The organism is Micromonospora sp. NPDC085948, from assembly GCF_040686315.1.
Lineage (GTDB): Bacteria > Actinomycetota > Actinomycetes > Mycobacteriales > Micromonosporaceae > Micromonospora.
The window spans coordinates 172,876-191,942 of sequence record NZ_JBFBJW010000001.1 but is presented as its reverse complement, the minus strand read 5'-3'; the positions used below and the strand labels follow the sequence as shown (position 1 = coordinate 191,942).

Sequence of the window (19,067 nt, the reverse complement as noted above, 5' to 3'; positions counted from 1 at the left end):
TGTGTGGTTTTCCACAGTCCGTTTTACTGAACGGTAACTTAAGCTCCAGCCATGGATGAGACGGCATCTACGGGACGGCTACCCGAGCGGGACCGCCCGTGGGTGATGCGTACCTACGCCGGCCACTCGTCGGCCACCGCGACCAACGCCCTCTTCCGGCGCAACCTGGCGAAGGGGCAGACCGGCCTCTCAGTCGCCTTCGACCTGCCCACCCAGACCGGGTACGACCCGGACCACGAGTTGGCCACCGGTGAGGTCGGCCGGGTCGGCGTGCCGGTGGCCCACCTCGGCGACATGCGGGCGCTCTTCGACGGCATACCGCTCGCCGAGACGAACACCTCGATGACCATCAACGCCCCGGCGATGTGGCTGCTCGCCCTGTACGGAACCGTGGGGCTGGAACAGGGCGCCGACCTGGCCCGCTGCGCCGGCACCACCCAGAACGACATCATCAAGGAGTACCTGTCCCGGGGGACCTACATCTTCCCGCCGGCCGCCTCACTGCGACTGACCGCCGACGTCATCGCCCACACGCTGACGGCGATGCCCCGGTGGAACCCGGTGAACATCTGCTCGTACCACCTCCAGGAGGCCGGTGCCACGCCCGTGCAGGAGGTCGGTTTCGCGCTGGCCACCGCGGTCGCCGTGCTCGACGCGGTCCGGGACTCCGGTCAGGTGCCGCCCGAGCGGATGGGCGACGTGGTGCAGCGGATCTCGTTCTTCGTCAACGCCGGGGTGCGTTTCGTCGAGGAGATCGCCAAGATGCGCGCGTTCGGGGTGCTGTGGGACGAGATCACCCGGGAGCGGTACGGAGTCACCGACGCCCGGCAACGGCGGTTCCGCTACGGCGTGCAGGTCAACTCGCTCGGCCTCACCGAGGCACAGCCGGAGAACAACATCCAACGCATCGTGCTGGAGATGCTCGGCGTGACGATGTCCCGCGACGCCCGGGCCCGCGCGGTGCAGCTACCCGCCTGGAACGAGGCGCTCGGCCTGCCCCGCCCCTGGGACCAGCAGTGGTCACTGCGGATGCAGCAGGTCCTGGCGTACGAGTCGGATCTGCTCGAATATCCCGATCTCTTCGCCGGCTCGCACGTGATGACGGCGCTCGTCGACGAGGTCGTCAGCGGGGCGCGGGTCGAGCTGGACAGGGTGCTGGAGCTGGGCGGTGTCGTCGCCGCCGTGGAGACCGGCTACCTCAAGAGCGCGCTTGTCGCCTCGCTGGCCGAGCGCCGGCGACGGATGGAGTCCGGTGCCGACGTGGTGGTCGGGGTCAACCGGTACGCCGAGACCGAACCCTCCCCGCTGACCGCCGCCGGCGCCGAAGCCGTCGAGCAGGTCGATCCGGCGGTCGAGGCGGCCGCCACGGAGGGCGTACACCGGTGGCGGGCCGATCGGGACGCGGACGCCGTCGACGCGGCCCTCTCCCGGCTCCGTGCGGACGCCGCGACCACCACCAACCTGATGCCGGCCACCGTGGAGTGCGTGCGGGTCGGGGTGACCACCGGCGAGTGGGCCGGAGCGCTGCGGCAGGTCTTCGGCGAGTACCGGGCGCCGACCGGTCTGGCCGGCGGCACCGGCAGCGGCGGGGATCCGGGTCTCGCCGCGGTGCGGGAGCGCGTCACCGCCACCGCCCGCGAGTTGGGCAGCGGCCGGCTGCGGCTGCTGGTCGGCAAGCCCGGCCTGGACGGGCACTCCAACGGCGCGGAGCAGATCGCGGTACGTGCCCGCGACGCCGGTTTCGAGGTCGTCTACCAGGGCATCCGGCTCACCGCGGGGCAGATCGTCGCCGCCGCCGTGGAGGAGGACGTCGACCTGGTCGGGCTGTCCGTGCTCTCCGGGTCGCATCTGGCCGCCGTGCCCGCGGTGCTGGACGGGCTGCGCGCCGCCGGGCGGGCGGACCTGCCGGTGGTCGTGGGCGGCATCATCCCCGCCGGTGACGCCGACACGCTGCGGGCAGCCGGGGTGGCCCGGGTCTTCACCCCGAAGGACTTCGCCCTCACCGACATCATCGACGACCTGGTGACGGTCATCCGACGCGCCAACGACCTGCCCTGACCCGCCGTCGGTGGGTCAGCGGCCGGCGTACGTCATGCAGTCGGCCAGGTCGTTGTCCGGGCCGACCTTGATCGACGACGCGTGGCACTCCAACTGCTCGTTGTGCCGACAGTCGGCACGCTGGCAGGCGCCGACCTGGGCGGTCATTCCGTCCACGCCGCCCCGGATGGGCGATTCGACGAAGGTGTGGCAGTGCGCGTGATCCATGCTGCCGATCGTGATCGCGAAGGCGTGGCAGTCACCCGCCTGGTTGTACGCGCACGCGGCGACTACGCATTCCTGGACTCGGGGCATCTCCAAAGCTGCAGTCATGCCAACCTCCTCTAGGTCTTGCCCCGATCCTAGGCTTTTGTCGGCCCGTGCAACCCGGGTATGGCGGCCCGCCGATCCGCCGCCGACCAGGTCAGACGCGGAAGCCGGCGGCGCGGGCCGCCTCGCGTTCCCGGCGGCGTTCCGAGCGCCGCCGGAGGAACCAGAAGACGAAGACCACCAGACCCAGCAGGAAAGCCAGCACCAGCACGGGCAGGATGATCGCCACCAGGGAGACCACCACGCTCGTGGCGTCCTCGGCGGTGCTGGCCACCGGGGCGCCGAACCCGGCAGTGGTCGCGTTGATGACCGGCCGTGCCGCGGACTTGAGCAGGTGCACGCCCAACGCCAGCAGTACGCCGGTGACGACAGGCACCCACTGGTGCGAGGAGAAGAAACTCCCCGGGTCGCTGACCGTCACCGTCTCCGACGAGGATCCGGCGCCGAAGGCCAGGCCACCGGCTGTGGGTCGGACCACGGTCTGCACCACGTCGTTGATGTGGTCGACCACGGGCACCTTGTCCGCCACCATCTCCACGGCGAGCAGCACGGCCAGGATGACGATGACCCAGCCGTTGCCGAGCCAGGTCCAGCCGCTCGGAAGGTCGATCAGGTCGGTGTAGCGGCCGAGGAGGCCGAGGGCGAGCAGGGGTATGTAGGCGTTCAGCCCCGCTGAGGCGGCGAGGCCGGTGCCGGTGAGGACTTCGAACACGGTCTCAGCATGGCACCGACGCGCCAGTGCCGCTCGGCGGCGACCGGTGGGTCCTCGGCTACCCTCGTCGGGTGCGGTTGGTCATTGCGAAGTGCTCGGTGGACTATGTCGGACGGCTCTCGGCTCACCTGCCGCCGGCCACCCGGTTGCTGATGGTGAAGGCGGACGGGTCGGTGTCGATCCATGCCGACGACCGGGCGTACAAACCCTTGAACTGGATGAGCCCGCCCTGTCGGCTGGAGGAGGCCCCCGGCGTGTGGCGGGTGGTCAACAAGGCCGGCGAGGAGCTGCGGATCACCCTGGAGGAGATCTTCCAGGACACCTCGTACGAGCTGGGGGTGGACCCGGGCCTGCGCAAGGACGGGGTGGAGGCGCACCTCCAGGAGTTGTTGGCCGCCAACCCCGGGGCGTTGGGCGAGGGATTCACGCTGGTCCGCCGCGAGTACATGACGGCGATCGGCCCGGTCGACCTGCTGTGCCGGGACGCCAACTCCGGCGCGGTCGCCGTCGAGGTCAAGCGGCGCGGTGACATCGACGGTGTGGAGCAGTTGACTCGATACCTCGAGTTGATGAACCGTGACCCGCTGCTCAGCCCGGTGGCCGGGGTCTTCGCGGCCCAGGAGATCAAGCCGCAGGCCCGGGTGCTCGCCGCGGACCGGGGCATCCGGTGCGTGGTCGTGAACTACGACCGGCTGCGGGGCATCGAGAAGGACGAACTGACGCTCTTCTGAGCGGCTCACCCGCCGGTACGCACCGCGATCAGCGACTTGGGCAGGCCGAACGCCCGCTCGACGAGCATGTGCGAGTCGGGGAAGTAGTGGCGCATCTGCGAGCGGTCCAGCAACTCGGTCCAGAGCACCTGGTGGATGGCGGCGTCGTGGCTGCGGGTCGGCTTGTGGCCCAGCGGCCAACGGCGGGCGAGCGCGGTGCGCAGTCGTACCGGCAGGAACTGCATCCCGGGCGCGATCCAGTGTGGCTCGATGGGAAAGTAGCGGTAGGGCGTCTGCACCCAGTGCCGGTCGGCCATCGCGCGGGCGGCGGCGGCGAAGCGCAGCCGGCGTTCGTGCCCGCCCACGTGCTCCAGGACGGAGTTGGAGAAGACCAGGTCGTACTCGGTCCGGGCGAGTCGTGCGGGCAGGGCGCAGGCGTCGGCCTGCTCGACGTGGGCCCAGTCCGGCACGACGGCGGGCGGCTGCTCCAGGTTGATGACGGTGACCCGGGCCGGCCGGACGGTCGCGCGGTGCCAGGTGCCGAGCCGGCCGCCGAGATCGACCACGTGCATGTCGCCGATCTCGGGGAAGGTGCGTGCCAACCAGTCCGAGCGATGCCGGCGCCGCCGCGCACTCCACGACTGGTCGCTGTCGACAAGGCGGTAGCGCAATCGATTGGGGCCCATTTAACGCAATGTACCGCCGCCGACACCGCGTATAAACATGTGGATACGCCGATCTTCGTCGAGATCGGTTATCCGACACTCATCTGCCGTACATCACCTTGATGGCCTTGACGAGTCGGGCCACGTCGGTCGGGGTGCGCTCGAAGGTCATCGACGGCAACAGTGACCGGGCCCGACGGCGGGTGATCGCCTTGGCTCGGCCGAACTCGCGCAGCCCGTCCTCCCCGTGGATCCGCCCGAAGCCGGAGTCGCCGACCCCGCCGAACGGCAGGGTGGACATGCCGGCGAAGGTCAGGCTGGAGTTGATCGAGGCCATGCCGGAGCGCAGCCGCCGCGCGATGGACACCGCCCGCCGCCGGCCGAAGACCGAACCCCCGAGGCCGTACGGCAGGGCGTTGGCGCGGGTGACGGCCTCGTCGGCGTCGCGGACCCGGCTGATGGTCAGCGTGGGGCCGAACGTCTCCTCCTGGACGGCGGCCGACTCCTCCGGGACGTCCACGAGCACGGTCGGGTGCACGTACGGCGGCTGCACGGCGCTCGGACCACCGAGCACGGCGCGCCCACCGGAGTCGATCGCCGCGTCGATGTGCCGGCGGATCACGTCGATCTGCCGGGGCATGGTGATCGGCCCGATGTCGGTGCCCTCCGGCCCCACTGTCAACCGACCGGCGCGGGCGACCACCTTGTCGACGAAGGCGTCGAAGACCGAGTCGACCGCGTACACCCGCTCGATGCCGATGCAGGTCTGGCCCGCGTTGGTCATGCCGCCCCAGACGCACGCCTCGGCCGCGGCGTCCAGGTCGGCGTCGCTGTCGACGATCATGGCGTCCTTGCCGCCGCCCTCGATCAGTACCGGGGTCAGCGTCTCGGCGCAGGCGGCCATCACCTTGCGGGCGGTGGCGGTCGAGCCGGTGAAGGCCAGCTTGTCGACCCCGGCGCGGCACAGCGCGGCGCCCACGTCGCCCAGCCCGTGCACGGCGCTGAACACCTGGTGCTCGGGCACCACCTCGGCGAAGCTGTCCACCAGCCACTGGCCGGCGGCCGGGGTGTATTCGCTCGGCTTGAGCACCACGGCGTTACCCGCGGCCAACGCGTACGCGGCGGAACCGATCGGCGTGAAGACCGGATAATTCCACGGCCCGATCACGCCCACCACGCCGTGCGGCTGGTATTCGAGGTGACCGGAGAACTCGGCGAGGATGAGCCGGGACCGCACCCGGCGCGGGCCGAGCACCCGGCTGGCGTTGCGGGCGGCCCAGTCGATGTGCTCGATCGCGGTGACGATCTCGACGATGGCGTCGGCGGTCGGCTTGCCACCCTCGACGTGCACCAGCTCGGCCAGCTCCTCGATGCGTTTGGCGAGCAGGGCGCGCCAGCGCAGCATCCGTTCGCGGCGGTCGGTGAAGCCGAGCCCGGCCCACCACCCGCCGGCGGCGCGGGCGTCCTCGACGGCCCGCCGCACGTCGGCGTCGGTCGCGACCGCGAAGCGGCCGGCCTCGGCGCCGGTGGCCGGGCTGGTGGAGACCAGCCGACCCGCCTCGATGACCGGAAGACCGGGGACCTGCACAGCCGTCATGGCGGAAGTCTAGACCCGAGGATTACTCACCGGTAGGTCCAGATCGTGGCCGACCGGCCCGGAGTCGTGCGGCTGCGCCTGATCGTTGATCAGTGCAGGCCAAGGCGCTGATGGTGAACGCGATCCGCCCGAATCGTCGAACGGCGGGTAGCCGGGAGGTGGCGAGGAGCTGACCGGCTGGGCGGTATCGATGACTACCGTCTGATGGCAGGCTGACGCGCGGAGTAACGGTGTGGGGTGGAGGGCTGACTGTCCATGGAGGAACATCCGGAACTTAGACCGCTGCTGACGGTGGCGGGTGGGCCGATGCGCGGAGCGAGTTTCCGACTGCGGATCGAACCACAGGTGGTCGGTCGAGCACCGACCGGTCACGTCGTCATCAGCGACCCGCACCTGAGCCGCCGCCACGCCGAGGTGTGGCTGGCCCCGGAGGGTCCGTCGCTGCGGGATCTCGGCTCGACAAACGGCACCTGGCTCAACGACCGCCGGATCACCGAGGTCGAGCTTCTCTCCGACGGTGACGTGATCCGACTCGGCCGTACCGAACTGCGCCTGTTCGACCCGGGGGTGGCACACACCGATCCGGTGGGGCTCAGCTTCGGCCCGTCCCGGCGGGACGTCCGACCGACACTGCCGCTGCCGTTGGCCGCGCCGCCCAGCGTCCGCCGCTGACCAGCGCCCGCCGACCCGGGTGTGGCCCACACCTGGGCCGCACCCGGGGTGGCTGTCCGGCACGTGGACCCGCGCCGGCGGGCGTGGCACCATCCCGCGGATGGAAACCGAGCAGCGGAGCGTCACGGCGAACGGCATCACCCAGGCGGTCCGGGTGGCCGGCCCGCCGGACGGCATCCCGGTGCTGCTGATCCACGGCAACTGCTCCTCCGCGCTGTTCTGGGAGCCGCTGGTCCGGCGGCTGCCGCCGACGCTGCGGGTGGTCGCCCCCGACCTGCGCGGGTACGGCGACTCCGCGACCGCCCCGGTGGACGCCACCCGGGGCCTGCGGGACTTCGCCGACGACGTGGCCGCCCTCCTGGACGACCCGACGCTCTTCGGTGCCAACGACACCCGCCCGGTGGTCGTCGGGCACTCCCTCGGGGGCGGGGTGGCGATGCGTCTCCTCGTCGACCATCCAGACCGGGTGGGCGCGCTGCTGCTCGCGGCACCGGTCTCCCCGTACGGCTTCGGCGGCACCCGCGACCTGACCGGCACACCCACCACTCCCGACTTCGCCGGCACCGGCGCGGGCACGGCGAATCCGGACTTCGTCGCCCGGCTCGCCGCCGGCGATCGGAGCGCGGACGCCCCGGCCAGCCCGCGCGCGGTCCTGCGCGCCACCTATGTGGCCGATCCGGCGGCACTGGGCGCGGACGAGGACCTGCTCCTGGACACGGTGCTCTCCACCGCCACCGGGGACGACAACTACCCGGGCACGGCGGCGCCCTCGACGAACTGGCCGGGCACCGCGCCGGGGAGACGTGGTGTGCTCAACGCGCTCGCGCCGACCTGGTTCCGGCTCGCCGACGAACTGGTGGCCGTCGCCGACAAGCCCCCGATCACCTGGGTACGCGGCGACGCCGACGTCATCGTCTCGGACACCTCGCTGTTCGACCTGGCGTACCTGGGCTCGCTGGGTCTCGTACCCGACTGGCCCGGCGAGGAGGCCTGCCCGCCGCAGCCGATGGTGGGCCAGACCCGGTCGGTGCTGGAGCGGTACGCGGCGGCCGGCGGCGCGTACCACGAGGTGGTGCTGCCCGGCTGCGGACACAGCCCGCACCTGGAGCGGCCGGCGGAGTTCGTCGCGGAACTGCTGGCCCTGACCAGCGCGCCGGCCGCCTAGCGGCCCCACGTCGTCGGCGGTGAAATATGCCACGGCGTCTCGACAACCAAGCGTCACGTGGCAGACTCGCGCGCATAACCTTAGCGGCCGTTCAGGGGCCGTGCGGAGTGTCTGGGGAGGCCGGTCGTGGCGCGCGAGTTCAGCACCGTGGGTGTGGTGGGGCTGGGCACCATGGGTGCCGGCATCGTGGAGGTCTTCGCCCGCAACGGCATCGATGTGGTCGCGGTCGAGATCTCCGAGCCGGCGCTGGAACGGGGCCGGGCCACCCTCACCGCCTCCACCGACCGCGCGGTCGCGAAGGGCAAGCTCGCCGCGGCGGACCGCGACGCCCTGCACGAGCGGGTGCACTTCGCGGTCGGGCTGCCCGCACTGCACTCCGTCGATCTGGTCATCGAGGCGGTGCCCGAGCACCTCGACCTCAAGCAGCGGATCTTCGCCGAACTGGACCGGGTCTGCCGGCCGGAGGCCATTCTCGCCACCAACACCTCGTCGCTGAGCGTCACCGAGATCTCGGTGGCCACCACCCGGCCCAACCAGGTGATCGGCATCCACTTCTTCAACCCGGCGCCGGTGATGAAGCTGGTCGAGGTGGTCCGCACCGTCGTCACCTCGCCCGAGGTGGTCGCCGACGTCGAGGCGCTCTGCGCCCGACTCGGCAAGGTCGACGTCACCATCAACGACCGGGCCGGCTTCATCGCCAACGCGCTGCTCTTCGGCTACCTCAACCACGCGGTCGCCATGGTCGAGTCGCACTACGCCGCCCGGGAGGACATCGACGCCGCGATGAAGCTCGGCTGCGGTCTGCCGATGGGCCCGCTGGCGCTGATGGACCTGATCGGCCTGGACACCGCGTACGAGATTCTGGACACCATGTACCGGCGCGGCGGGCGGGACCGCCGACACGCCCCCGTGCCGCTGCTCAAGCAGATGGTGACGGCGGGACTGCTCGGCCGGAAGTCCGGCCGGGGCTTCTACACCTACGAGCGGCCCGGCTCGCCGGTGGTCGTACCGGACGAGGCGACGCCGCCGGCCACGGAGGCCGGGCTGGCCGACGGCGCGCGCGCCATCGCAAAGGTCGGCATCGTGGGCTCCGGGACGATGGCCACCGGCATCATCGAGGTGTTCGCGACGGCCGGCTACGAGGTCGTGTCGGTGACCCGCGGCGCGGAGAAGTCCGCGACGGTCTGCGAGGCGGTGAAGACCTCGCTGAACAAGGGCGTGGTGCGCGGCAAGCTCACCGAGGCCGACCGGGACGCCGCGCTCGGCCGGATCAGCTGGTCGGCCACCCTCGACCACCTCGCCGACGTCGACCTGGTGGTCGAGGCGGTGGTCGAGGAGTTGAGCGTCAAGAAGGCCCTCTTCGCGAGCCTCGACGAGATCTGCAAGCCGGGCGTCGTGCTGGCGACCACCACCTCGTCCCTGCCGGTGATCGACGTGGCGATGGCCACCCACCGACCGGCCGACGTGGTGGGACTGCACTTCTTCAACCCGGCGCCGGTCATGCCGCTGGTGGAGGTCGTGCGGACCATCCGCACCTCACCGGAGGCCACCGCCACCGCCCGTGCCGTCTGCGCCGCGCTCGGCAAGACCGGTGTGGTCTGCGGCGACCGGTCCGGGTTCATCGTCAACGCGCTGCTCTTCCCGTACCTGAACGACGCGGTGAAGATGCTGGAGGCCAGCTACTCGACGGCCGACGACATCGACCACGCCATGAAGCTGGGCTGCGGCTACCCGATGGGTCCCTTCGAGCTGCTCGACGTGGTCGGGCTGGACGTCGCGCTGGCGATCCAGCGCGAGCTGTACCTGGAGCTGCGTGAGCCGGGCTTCGCGCCCGCGCCGCTGCTGGAGCACCTGGTCACCGCCGGCTACCTGGGCCGCAAGACCCGCCGCGGCTTCCGCGACCACTCGCACCGCTGACCGGTGTCAACAGCGGGCGCCGGTGACGGCGTCTCAGTGGTGTGACCTTCGAGGAATACGTCAGCAGTCGCGGGCCGGCGCTCGTCCGGCTGGCCCGGCTGCTGACCGGTGACGAGCACCGGGCCGAGGACCTCACCCAGGACGTGTTGGCGCGCGCGTACGTGCACTGGCGGAAAATCGCCCGTGCCGACCATCCGGACGTCTACGTGCGCCGGATGCTCGTCAACGCCAACACCTCGTGGTGGCGCCGCCGATCCAGCCGGGAGTTGGCCACTGCCGAGTTCGCCGACCGGCCGGGGCGCGGGGACCTGGGCGGCGACGCGGCCGACCGGGACGAGATGTGGCGGCTGATCCTCGGCCTGCCCGACCGGCAGCGCGCGGTGCTCGTGCTGCGCTACTACGAGGACCTCGACGACGCGACAATCGCCCAGATTCTCGGCTGTTCCCCGGTCACCGTCCGCACCCATGCGATGCGGGCGCTCAGCCAGCTGCGGGAGCGCCACGGCGTTCCCACGACGAACGGGAGCCGGCCGTGACCAACCTCGACGAGCGGATCGCACGGGTACTCCGGGAGCAGGCCGACGGACCCGTGGACACCGACAGCCTGCTGACGGCGGCGGTGCACGGGGGACGAACCCGTCGGCGGCGACGGCGCGCCGTCATCGGGACAGCGCTCGGCGTCGCGGTGCTGCTCGGGGCCGGTGTGGCCCTCCGTACGCCGTCGGCCGCGCCGCCACAGCCGGCAGTCACGCCCAGCCTGGTCGTGGTCACGCCGCCCCGAGCACCGGGGATTCCGGGGGCAGCGGCGAGCCCCGCCCTGATCGGCTCCGACCCCCAGCTGCTGCACTTCGGGGTCGATCCGTCAGCAGCGAAGCCGGTCGCCTGGCGCTCCGCAGCTCAGGTCGAGAGCATGCGACTGGACCTGGGTGGCGGTGTGCAGGCTCTGGTGATCGTTGCTGCCGACCCACGGACGGCCGAGACCGGTGACCCGAGCCAGCTTCGGGACATCGGCCCCGACAGAGTGAACGCCGCCGACAGCGAGAAGGATCTTCCCTCGCCTGGCCCGGACGTCGACTCCGCATCTCGGTACAACGGGGTGATCCGTCAGCTCGACCGGGTCGCGAAGGGGTGGGTGCTGCGCTGGCAGCCCGTCCCGGGCCTGTATGTCCGGGTCGCGACCCTCGGCGAGACCAGTGCCGAGGTCCAACGAGCGGCCGCGGCGCTTCGGTTCGACGAAGCCCGCCGCTGTGTCGCCCCGGTCCGACTGACCGCTCTGCCGCCAGGTGCCCGGATCAGCGCGTGCGAGGTGGCGGTGCGTCAGCTGGCCTGGCCCAGCATCGTGAACGTGGCGGGAACCACCACGCCGACCCAGAGGCCCGTCGCGGCTTCGGATCAGACCGAAGCGGCGCTCACGGTCGCTCTCCAGGGCGCGGGCACCCTGCCGGTGCGGCTCTACTACTCACCCCGCCCATCCTCGCCCGACCGGTCCAAGGCCAACCGCGAGATCGCCGGCAGGCCGGTGTTCGACATGGGTGACTTCTGGCACGTGCTCGGCATTCCGCACACCCTGCTGTCCATGGGGCACGAGAACCGCTGGGAGCGCCCGCCCACGGACGCCGAGGTCAGCACGGTTATCGGCGGGCTCCGGGTCGCCGACGACCTTGGCGAGCCGGCCAGCTGGAAGTGACCGTAACCTTGGTGACTGTGAGCCCCCGTCGCAATCGCCCTCGCCGGGACGACAACGCCAACCTGGACGCCGATCGGGTCCGGCAGGGTGTCGCCTCGGTGCAGCAGTGGACCGACGGCGCCTGGCAGGTACGCGGAATCGGCGCGGGGGCGTCCGTCAAGACGTACCGCTGCCCCGGCTGTGACCAGGAGATCCGGCCGGGGGTGGCGCACCTGGTGGCCTGGCCGGCCGACGGCCTGGGTGACCTGACCGACCGGCGACACTGGCACAGCGGCTGCTGGCGAGCCCGGGATCGGCGTGGCCCGGCGGTGCAGCGCGGCCGCGGCACCCCGCGCTACTGACCAACCCGGCCGGGGGCCGCGCGCGCCGTGTCCGCGCAGCGGCTCAGCGACCTGGATCACGCTGTTCGTGCCTGGGTGGGCGGCGGCGGTGACTTCACGACACACTTGGGCGGTGAGCACAGCGATCCGCGCGTCGTCGATCCTGCCCGGCCGCCGGGAGGACATCGAGCTGCACACCGCCGACGGTCTGCGGCTGGTCGGCGAGCTGGCCCTGCCGGCCGACCGGCCGCCGGTGGCCACCCTGGTCTGCCTGCACCCGCTGCCCACCCACGGCGGGATGATGGACAGCCACGTCTTCCGTAAGGCGGCCTGGCGGTTGCCGGCCCTGGCCGACCTGGCCGTGCTGCGGTTCAACACCCGGGGCACCAGCAGCCTGCGCGGCACCAGCGAGGGCACCTTCGACGGCGCGGTGGGGGAGCGGTACGACGTGGCCGCCGCCATCGAGTACGCGGAGTTCGCCGAGCTGCCCAACATCTGGCTCGTCGGCTGGTCGTTCGGCACCGACCTGGCCCTGAAGTACGGCTGCGACCCGGCTGTCGCCGGGGCGATCCTGCTCTCCCCGCCGCTACGCTTCTCGACACCCGAGGACCTGACCACCTGGGCCGCCTCGGGTCGGCCGCTGACGGCGCTGGTGCCCGAGTTCGACGACTACCTGCGCCCGACCGAGGCGCGGGAGCGGTTCGCCGCCGTGCCGCAGGCCGAGGTCGTCGGCGTGCCGGGCGCCAAGCACCTCTGGGTGGGCGACGCGGAGACGGTGCTCGACGAGATCGTCCGGCGGGTCAACCCGGCCGTCGAGGTGCCGCTCCCGACGACCTGGGACGGCCCGATGGAGGCCGGCGACGTCAGCGCGTACGCCGACCGGACGGTCGCCTCGTTCGCCGACACGCCCGTCCCCGGGCCGGCCGCCGGTCAGGCCGGCTGACCCCCTTCGCCGTGGGTCAGCGGGTCTCCTGGCGGGGCAGCACCACCTCGCGCAGGATCAGTTGCAGCGCGGCCACCGTGGGGATGGCGATCAGCGCGCCCACCACGCCCAGCAGCGCCACGCCCAGCAGGGCGGCCAGCAGGGCGGCCACCTCGTTGACCTCCACCGAGCGCCGCATCACCTTCGGGTATATCAGGTAGTTCTCCACCTGCTGGTAGACGAGGAAGAAGACCGCGCAGGCGATGCCGGTGGGCAGGTCGGCGGCGAAGCCGACCAGGCTCACGATCACCGCGCCCAGGGTGGCGCCGATCTGCGGGATCAGGTCGGTCACCGCCACCACCACGGCCAGCGCGAACGGGTACGGCAGCCCGACGATCAGCGCGAAGACGAAGGTGGTCGCGCCGGCCAGCACCGCGATGCTCAGCGCGCCGACCATGTAGGCCCCGACCTTGGCCAGGATCTCGTCGCCGATCAGCTGCACCCGCTCGCGCCGCGACCGGGGCACCAACGAGTAGCCCAGGGCGCGAAGCTTGTTGAAGTAGGCCAGGAAGTAGATCGTCAGCACCAGCACCGTCAGCGTCCGGAACACCGTGCCGAAGATCAGTTGTGCGCCGCCCAACACCCCGCCGAGCGCCCGGCCGACGGTCTGCGCGTTGGCCGCGCCCTGCACGCGCTCCACCACGTCGTACCGCTCCACCAGGTCATTGACCGTCGGATTGCGGCGCAACTCGTCGAGCAGGTTCGGGATCTGGTCGACGAACTGTCCCGACTGCGTCACGATCGGCGGAACCAGCGCGACCACGCCGCCGCAGAGCAGCAGCACCACGGTCAACGCGACGGCCGCCACCGCCAGGCCGTGCGGCACGCCCCAGCGGCGAAGCCGGACCACCGCCGGGTTGAGGCCGACCGCCAGGAAGAGCGCGATCACCACCAGCACCAGGATGCCGCCGGCATTGCGAATCCCCAGATAGAGGGTGTACGCCAGCAGCACACCCAACGCCCCGGTGAACCCGATCAGGAAGCTGCTGCGCCGCAGCGGACGCCCCGGTGTGCCGAACTTTCCGGACGGAACCGCCGGTGGCTCATCCGGGTCGATTCCCGGAGCGGGAACCGGCACCGGTGGCGGCGTCTCCGCAGGCGGTGGCGTCTCCGCCTGTGGTGGCGTCTTCGCAGACGGTGGCGTCTCCGCCGGTGGGTTTTCCGCTGGCGGTGGCCCCGGGGTCACGCCCGGGTCGTCGCCGGACGGGTCGTGCTGCGGCACCAGAGACCTCCCGACTCAGGCGGTGGGATGACGGGTGGTGGTCACGAACGACCGCCACGCGGAACGTCCCGCACCAGTTCGATCGACTGACGGCGGACGTTTGTGATCATCTCCCAGCGCGCCAGCAGCGTAGCCACCCCATGGTCACCATCGACCACGAGACCGTCAATCCGGCGCTCCAGGTGCCCCACCCAACCACCGTCGGCACCCTCCAGACCCAGCCCACGCGCAGATCTTGGACAGTTCCCGTTACGCGTTGACGGAAACTGTCCAAGATCTGGTGGTGTGGCGGGCTCGCGGCGGTGAACGCTGTTCGGATGCTGCCTGCCGATGACGCCGACGCACTCGACTGGCTCGCCTTCGAGCAGGCGGGCGTGCTGACGACCGCGCAGGTCTCCAGCCTGCTCAGCGAGGGGGCAGTCCGTGGGCGAATCCGCTCCGGCCGCTGGCGGTCGATCTGCCGTGGGATCCTGTTGACCGGCAACGGTCGCCTGAGCCGCGACCAGCAGCTCTGGGTCGCGGTGCTGGCCGCCGGACCAGGCGCGATGCTGGCCGGGGTAACCGCCGCCACCGAAGCCGGGGTACGCGGGCTGCGCCGTGAGCCTCTGCACGTGCAGGTGCCGGCCGCCCGCCGTGCCGCACGGACCTCGCTGCGTCGCCTCCCCATCGACATGCCCGCGGTAGTGGTGCATCGCACGTCGGTGCTGCCGGACTCGCACCGGCAACTCGCCCGTCCACCGCGCACCACGACGGCCAGAGCACTCGTCGACGCGGCGGGCTGGGCAGTCGGAGTGGAGGAGGCGCAGGGGGTGCTGGCAGCCGGTTGTCAGCAGCGGCGGGTGCTTCCCGAGGAGTTGCAGACCGTGCTCGACGTCCTCCCGCGAGCGCCCCGCCGGCACCTGATCCAACAGACCGTCGGTGACATCGCCGGCGGCGCGCAGGCGCTCTCGGAGATCGACTTCCTGCGCCTCTGTCGCCGGCACCGGCTGCCCGTACCTGATCTTCAGGAGCATCGGGTGGACGCGGCTGGCCGCAACCGCTGGCTGGACGCGTACTGGCGGCAGTGGCGGGTGCATGTCGAAGTCGACGGCGCGCACCACATGGACGCCCGGCAATGGGCAGACGACATGCGTCGGCAGAACGACGTCTGGACCAGCGGCGACCGGATCCTGCGCTTTCCGGCCTGGCTGGTCCGCGCCCGTCCCGACGAGGTCGCCGGCGCCGTCCGGCGTGCCCTCGTCGCGGCCGGCTGGAGCCCCACCCCATCCCAACGCCATCCGACGCACATCTGAATCTTGGACAGTTTCCGTCAACGCGGGACGGGAACTGTCCAAGATCTCGGCGCGCACCCGAGTCAGCGCTGGGGGCGTACCCGTCAGTCCTTCTCGATGGTGACCTTGCTGGGCTTGGCGCTGCGTTCGTCGGTGGTCGGCTTGCTGGGTCGCTTGCCGTTCTCACCGGTGCTGGTGATCTTGGTCGGCTTGGCGCCCCGGCCACCCTCGCCCGGAACGGCGGCCACGGTCGGCTCCCCGTCCACCCCGGCGCTGGCCGCGCCCCCGTCGACGGTGGTCACCGGCTCGGCCACCGGCCGGGACGTGGACTGCCCGGCACTCTCGGCCCCGGCGTTCGCCGGCTGCCGGGTGTCGGCGGACTCGGTCTTGAGACCGTTGGCCGCTCCCAACCCCGACGACGCGCCCGCGTCGGTGGTCGCCGTGCCGGAGACGGTCGCGGCCTTCTCGTCGGCCGCGTTCCGGCTCGCACCATTACCGGCGGCCGGCGTGGTTGGGCCATCGATCGGACCAGCGACGCTCTGCAACCGCGCCTCGGTCATCTGCCGCTGCAGCTCGTCCGACTCCTGCCGAGCCTTCCAGGTCTCCTGGCGCAGGTCGGCGAGCTGCTGCTGAGCCTGGGCGATCTCCAGCATCACCTGGGCGAGCTGCTGTCGGCCCGCCGCGGACTCCTGCTGTGTGGCCGCCAGGTGCTGCTGAGTGGTGGCCAGGTGCTGTTGGGTGGTGGCCGCGTACTCCTCGAACTGCCGACGGGAGGCCGCCACGTGCTCGTCGGCCTCGCGGCGCTTGCCGCCGGCCTCGGTCTCGGCCCGGCTCAGCAGCTCGGCGGCCTCCGCCTCGGACCGCTGGCGAAGAGCCGCCGCGTCCTGCTCGGCCGCCTGCCGAATCCCGGCCGCGCCCTGCTCGATCTCGTTCTTGCGCGTGGAGTATTCGGTTTCCAGCTGATCCCGCCGGCTCGTGTACTCGGTCTCCAGCTCGTTCTTGCGTCCCGTGTACTCGGTTTCCAACTCGTCGCGGCGGCTGGTGAAACCCGCCTCCAACTCCTGCTGACGGCTGGCGAACCCGGTCTCCAGCTCCTGCTGGCGGGACGTGTGCTGCTTGTCCAGCTCGTCGCGGCGCTTGGCGAACTCCTGTTCGGCAGTGGACCGACGCTGCGCCAACTCCCGGTCGGCCGCCTCGCGACGCGAGTTGACCTCCTGCTCCACCCCGGCCCGCCAGGCGCCCAGCTCCTGCTGGGTCTGCGCCCGGGTGTGCTGCACGTACGCCTCGGTCTCGGTGCGCATCCGCTGCACGTACGCCTCGGTCTCGGCACGGCTGCGCTTGCCCGCCTCGGCGGCCTGCGTGGTCAGCCGCTCCGCCTCCTGCAGCGCCTTGGCGCGGGTGGAGCGTCCGGCCATCGACGCGTCGTCGATGATCTGCTTTGCCTCCTGCTGGGCCTTGGCGTGGCTGGCCCGGCCCGCCTCGGTCGCGGTGTCGGTGAGCCGCTTGGCCTCCTGGAGGGCCTTGGCGTGCACCTCCTTGGCGGCCCCGCGCAGGTCGCTGGCCTCCTGCTGGGCGTTGGCCAGTGTCTCCCGGGCCGTCTCGCGCAGCTTGGTCGACTCCTGTTGCGCGCGGGCGTGGATCTCCTTGGCGGTGTCCCGCAGCTGGGTGGCCTCCTGCTGGGCCTTCGCCAGCGCGTCCTGCGCCGCCTTGCGCAACTGCGCCGACTCGTCCTTGGCGGACCGCAGAGTGGCCTCGGCCTCGGCCCGTCGGGCGGCGCTGTGCCGCTCCTCCTCCGAGCGGCGCGCGGCGAGGGCGATCTCGAAGTCCTTCAGGGCCCGCGCGGCCTGCTGGCGGGCCTCCTCGATGATGTGCTCGGCTGCGGCGCGACGGGCCTCGATCTCCACGTTCGCGTCGGACACGATCTGCTCGGCCTGCTCCTCCGCGAGCGTGAGGATCGACTCGACCCGTGGGCCGAGGTGGCGGAACGAGGCCCGGTCGACCACGTTCATCTGCTTGCGGACCTGCGTCAGGTCACGCTGGAGCACCTCGACCTGGCCGGCGAGCTTGTGGATCTGTGTATACGCCTGTTCCCGTTCGGAGGCGAGGGTCGCGATCTCGTGCTCGGCACGAGCGACATACCGATCAACCTGTTTCTTCTCGTACCCCCGCAGAGCGGACTCGAAGCTGGGCTCCGTCGTCACGTCCCCGCCGAGAGCGAACAGTTCCTCGCCGTGCGACATGCCCCCATCCTCACACGCAACAGGGCCTGCTGGGGCGATACGGACGCGCCTTGTGCGAGCTACTTCACTCCGTTGCGGGCAAGGGATACCACCGGCTGGGAAACGCATACGGCGCGAGGTTGCACCGGTTACCCGGTGTCACCTCGCGCCGTTCGATGCCCCGACCTGACGCCTCGCGTCAGCCGGTGGTCTCCGCCGGCACCCGCTCCTGACCGCCGTCGGTCTTCTTGGCTTCCGGCTTGGCCGCCGGGGCGGCAGCGGGCATCCCCGGAACGATGCCGGCGAGCCCGGAGAGCATCTGGCCCAGCTGCGAGGTGACCGCGTCCTTCTGCCGGGTGAGGTCCTCGACCTCGCGGCGGGCGGCCTGCGTGGTCAGTTCCGCCTCGGTACGGGCCTCGGAGAGCAGACGCTGCGACTCGGCCTTTGCCTCGTTGAGGGTCTTCTCGGAGTGCGCCTTGGCCTTGTCCACCGTCTCGGCGGCGTTGCGCTCCGACTCGACCCGGCGGGCCTCGGCGCGCTGCTCGATCTCCTTCGCCCGCTCCTGCGCGGCCCGAGCACGCTGCTCGGCCTCGCTGACCATCTTCTGGGTCTGCGAGACCTGTGCAGCGTGCCGCTCGGACTCCTCGCGCTCGGACTTCTCCCGCCGCTCGGCCAGCTGGAGCTCCAGAGCCTGAAGGTCCTTGTCGCGCTTGTCCCGCGCGTCGGTCAGCAGCTTGGTCGCCTCGGCGCGCTTCTCCTCAGCCTCGCGGGCGGCCTTGGCCCGCTGCTGGGTGATCTCCCGCTCGGCGGTGGCCCGAAGGGTGGCCACCTCCCGCTCGACTGTCGACTTCAGTTCGGCGACCTCGTGCGCCGTCACGGTACGCAGCTGCTTGGTCTCGCGGTCGGCGTCCGCGCGCAGCGTGTCAGCCTCACGGCGGGCCTGCACCCGGACCTCGGCGGCCTCGCGCTCGGCGGCCGTGCGCAGGTTGCCCGCCTCTCGCTCGGCGCTGGCCTTCATGGCCGCGGCCTCGGCACGCGCCTTGTCGGTGATCTCGCGGGCCTCGAGGCGGGCGGCGGAGAGGATGCCCTCGGACTCGCGCTTCGCCTCGTTGCGGTGGTCGTTCGCCTGCTCCTCGGCGAGCCGGAGGATCTGCTCGACGCGGGTGCCGAGGCCGGAGAGGGTGGGCCGGCTGTTCTCTTCGAGCTGCTTGTTCGTGTCGGTGAGCTTCTGCTCCAGCGCACTCATGCGCTGTTCGGCTTGGCGGAGCCGACGCTGGGCGTCGTTCATCCGCTGCTCGGCCTCGGCACGGGCCTGCTCGGACTGGGTCAGCGCGGCGGTCATCCGGCCGAGGAAGTCATCGACCTGGTGAGTGTTGTAACCGCGCAGGCCGACGGTGAAGTCTGGCTGCGAGTTCGCGTTATCGAAGAACGCGAGAGGGGAGGACTGCTGCTGGGGCATTGGGACATACTGGCAGACGCCCCAGGGTGCTTCGCAAGAGCGGTGCGCAGCTTTCGTGGCCTCTTTACATGGTCAACTCCCGCCATCGGCGGAGGGGGACCA

The 19,067-nt window shown here is 71.4% G+C and carries 18 protein-coding genes; 10 read left to right on the top strand and 8 right to left on the bottom strand.

Translation table 11 applies throughout. The annotated features are described in order from the left end of the window. Nucleotides 1-51: 51 nt before the first annotated feature. The gene (locus tag AB0O48_RS00955) at nucleotides 52-2,058 is read left to right on the top strand and encodes a protein meaA (protein WP_357246321.1); all 2,007 of its coding nucleotides are present in this window, start codon (nucleotides 52-54) and stop codon (nucleotides 2,056-2,058) included. 15 nt (nucleotides 2,059-2,073) lie between these two features. Here the strand turns inward: AB0O48_RS00955 and AB0O48_RS00950 are convergent, their stop codons facing one another. Together AB0O48_RS00950 and AB0O48_RS00945 are read right to left on the bottom strand one after the other, a co-directional pair. Further along, nucleotides 2,074-2,370: a DUF1540 domain-containing protein gene (locus tag AB0O48_RS00950; RefSeq protein ID WP_357246318.1), complete on the bottom strand. Its 297-nt coding sequence runs from the start codon at nucleotides 2,368-2,370 to the stop codon at nucleotides 2,074-2,076. 91 nt (nucleotides 2,371-2,461) lie between these two features. Then, on the bottom strand, nucleotides 2,462-3,079 hold the full coding sequence (locus tag AB0O48_RS00945; protein WP_357246315.1) for a DUF4126 domain-containing protein: 618 nt from the start codon (nucleotides 3,077-3,079) through the stop codon (nucleotides 2,462-2,464). 71 nt (nucleotides 3,080-3,150) lie between these two features. Between AB0O48_RS00945 and nucS the strand changes: the two genes are divergently transcribed. Continuing rightward, entirely contained in the window at nucleotides 3,151-3,810 is a 660-nt protein-coding gene (gene nucS / locus AB0O48_RS00940; protein ID WP_357246312.1) for an endonuclease NucS, read from the top strand. 5 nt (nucleotides 3,811-3,815) lie between these two features. On the opposite strand, the gene AB0O48_RS00935 is transcribed toward nucS, so the two are convergent. Both AB0O48_RS00935 and AB0O48_RS00930 read right to left on the bottom strand, forming a co-directional pair. Continuing rightward, a complete protein-coding gene (locus AB0O48_RS00935) occupies nucleotides 3,816-4,475 on the bottom strand; it encodes a class I SAM-dependent methyltransferase (RefSeq protein ID WP_365062278.1) in 660 nt (219 codons plus the stop codon). A 79-nt stretch (nucleotides 4,476-4,554) separates the two neighbouring features. Further along, the gene (locus AB0O48_RS00930) at nucleotides 4,555-6,051 is read right to left on the bottom strand and encodes an aldehyde dehydrogenase family protein (RefSeq protein WP_365062276.1); all 1,497 of its coding nucleotides are present in this window, start codon (nucleotides 6,049-6,051) and stop codon (nucleotides 4,555-4,557) included. 306 nt (nucleotides 6,052-6,357) lie between these two features. Between AB0O48_RS00930 and AB0O48_RS00925 the strand changes: the two genes are divergently transcribed. The 7 genes from AB0O48_RS00925 (at nucleotide 6,358) to AB0O48_RS00895 (ending at nucleotide 12,755) form a co-directional block, all read left to right on the top strand. Next, on the top strand, nucleotides 6,358-6,723 hold the full coding sequence (locus AB0O48_RS00925; RefSeq protein WP_357246303.1) for an FHA domain-containing protein: 366 nt from the start codon (nucleotides 6,358-6,360) through the stop codon (nucleotides 6,721-6,723). A gap of 100 nt (nucleotides 6,724-6,823) precedes the next feature. Continuing rightward, nucleotides 6,824-7,888 carry an alpha/beta hydrolase gene (locus AB0O48_RS00920; RefSeq protein WP_365062274.1) on the top strand — a complete coding sequence of 355 codons (1,065 nt, stop codon included), beginning with the start codon at nucleotides 6,824-6,826 and terminating at the stop codon, nucleotides 7,886-7,888. Nucleotides 7,889-8,014: 126 nt separating this feature from the next. Beyond that, on the top strand, nucleotides 8,015-9,805 hold the full coding sequence (locus AB0O48_RS00915) for a 3-hydroxybutyryl-CoA dehydrogenase (protein WP_365062272.1): 1,791 nt from the start codon (nucleotides 8,015-8,017) through the stop codon (nucleotides 9,803-9,805). A 41-nt stretch (nucleotides 9,806-9,846) separates the two neighbouring features. Further along, the gene (locus AB0O48_RS00910) at nucleotides 9,847-10,341 is read left to right on the top strand and encodes a SigE family RNA polymerase sigma factor (RefSeq protein WP_357246294.1); all 495 of its coding nucleotides are present in this window, start codon (nucleotides 9,847-9,849) and stop codon (nucleotides 10,339-10,341) included. After that, nucleotides 10,338-11,492, top strand: coding sequence for a hypothetical protein (locus AB0O48_RS00905; protein ID WP_357246291.1), 1,155 nt, complete (start codon nucleotides 10,338-10,340; stop codon nucleotides 11,490-11,492). The genes AB0O48_RS00910 and AB0O48_RS00905 overlap by 4 nt, the downstream gene beginning before the upstream one ends. Before the next feature lie 11 nt (nucleotides 11,493-11,503). Continuing rightward, on the top strand, nucleotides 11,504-11,833 hold the full coding sequence (locus AB0O48_RS00900) for an ATP/GTP-binding protein (protein ID WP_130404050.1): 330 nt from the start codon (nucleotides 11,504-11,506) through the stop codon (nucleotides 11,831-11,833). 112 nt (nucleotides 11,834-11,945) lie between these two features. Then, nucleotides 11,946-12,755, top strand: a complete 810-nt coding sequence (locus AB0O48_RS00895) for an alpha/beta hydrolase (protein ID WP_357246287.1) — start codon at nucleotides 11,946-11,948, stop codon at nucleotides 12,753-12,755. A 16-nt stretch (nucleotides 12,756-12,771) separates the two neighbouring features. On the opposite strand, the gene AB0O48_RS00890 is transcribed toward AB0O48_RS00895, so the two are convergent. Together AB0O48_RS00890 and AB0O48_RS00885 are read right to left on the bottom strand one after the other, a co-directional pair. Then, the gene (locus tag AB0O48_RS00890) at nucleotides 12,772-13,851 is read right to left on the bottom strand and encodes an AI-2E family transporter (protein ID WP_357247135.1); all 1,080 of its coding nucleotides are present in this window, start codon (nucleotides 13,849-13,851) and stop codon (nucleotides 12,772-12,774) included. 206 nt (nucleotides 13,852-14,057) lie between these two features. After that, a complete protein-coding gene (locus AB0O48_RS00885; RefSeq protein WP_357246286.1) occupies nucleotides 14,058-14,207 on the bottom strand; it encodes a hypothetical protein in 150 nt (49 codons plus the stop codon). A gap of 126 nt (nucleotides 14,208-14,333) precedes the next feature. On the opposite strand from AB0O48_RS00885, the gene AB0O48_RS00880 reads away from it, so the two are divergent. Further along, the gene (locus AB0O48_RS00880; RefSeq protein WP_357246282.1) at nucleotides 14,334-15,308 is read left to right on the top strand and encodes a hypothetical protein; all 975 of its coding nucleotides are present in this window, start codon (nucleotides 14,334-14,336) and stop codon (nucleotides 15,306-15,308) included. Between the two features lie 83 nt (nucleotides 15,309-15,391). On the opposite strand, the gene AB0O48_RS00875 is transcribed toward AB0O48_RS00880, so the two are convergent. Together AB0O48_RS00875 and AB0O48_RS00870 are read right to left on the bottom strand one after the other, a co-directional pair. Next, the gene (locus tag AB0O48_RS00875) at nucleotides 15,392-17,527 is read right to left on the bottom strand and encodes a hypothetical protein (protein WP_357571787.1); all 2,136 of its coding nucleotides are present in this window, start codon (nucleotides 17,525-17,527) and stop codon (nucleotides 15,392-15,394) included. Nucleotides 17,528-17,705: 178 nt separating this feature from the next. After that, on the bottom strand, nucleotides 17,706-18,965 hold the full coding sequence (locus AB0O48_RS00870; RefSeq protein WP_357246276.1) for a DivIVA domain-containing protein: 1,260 nt from the start codon (nucleotides 18,963-18,965) through the stop codon (nucleotides 17,706-17,708). Nucleotides 18,966-19,067 lie beyond the last annotated feature (102 nt).

Coding starts and splice junctions, on each gene's coding strand:
- AB0O48_RS00955 (WP_357246321.1), top strand. CDS start 52: ATGGATGAGACGGCATCTACGGGACGGCTACCCGAGCGGGACCGCCCG.
- AB0O48_RS00950 (WP_357246318.1), bottom strand. CDS start 2,370: ATGACTGCAGCTTTGGAGATGCCCCGAGTCCAGGAATGCGTAGTCGCC.
- AB0O48_RS00935 (WP_365062278.1), bottom strand. CDS start 4,475: ATGGGCCCCAATCGATTGCGCTACCGCCTTGTCGACAGCGACCAGTCG.
- AB0O48_RS00930 (WP_365062276.1), bottom strand. CDS start 6,051: ATGACGGCTGTGCAGGTCCCCGGTCTTCCGGTCATCGAGGCGGGTCGG.
- AB0O48_RS00925 (WP_357246303.1), top strand. CDS start 6,358: ATGCGCGGAGCGAGTTTCCGACTGCGGATCGAACCACAGGTGGTCGGT.
- AB0O48_RS00920 (WP_365062274.1), top strand. CDS start 6,824: ATGGAAACCGAGCAGCGGAGCGTCACGGCGAACGGCATCACCCAGGCG.
- AB0O48_RS00880 (WP_357246282.1), top strand. CDS start 14,334: ATGCTGCCTGCCGATGACGCCGACGCACTCGACTGGCTCGCCTTCGAG.
- AB0O48_RS00875 (WP_357571787.1), bottom strand. CDS start 17,527: ATGTCGCACGGCGAGGAACTGTTCGCTCTCGGCGGGGACGTGACGACG.
- AB0O48_RS00870 (WP_357246276.1), bottom strand. CDS start 18,965: ATGCCCCAGCAGCAGTCCTCCCCTCTCGCGTTCTTCGATAACGCGAAC.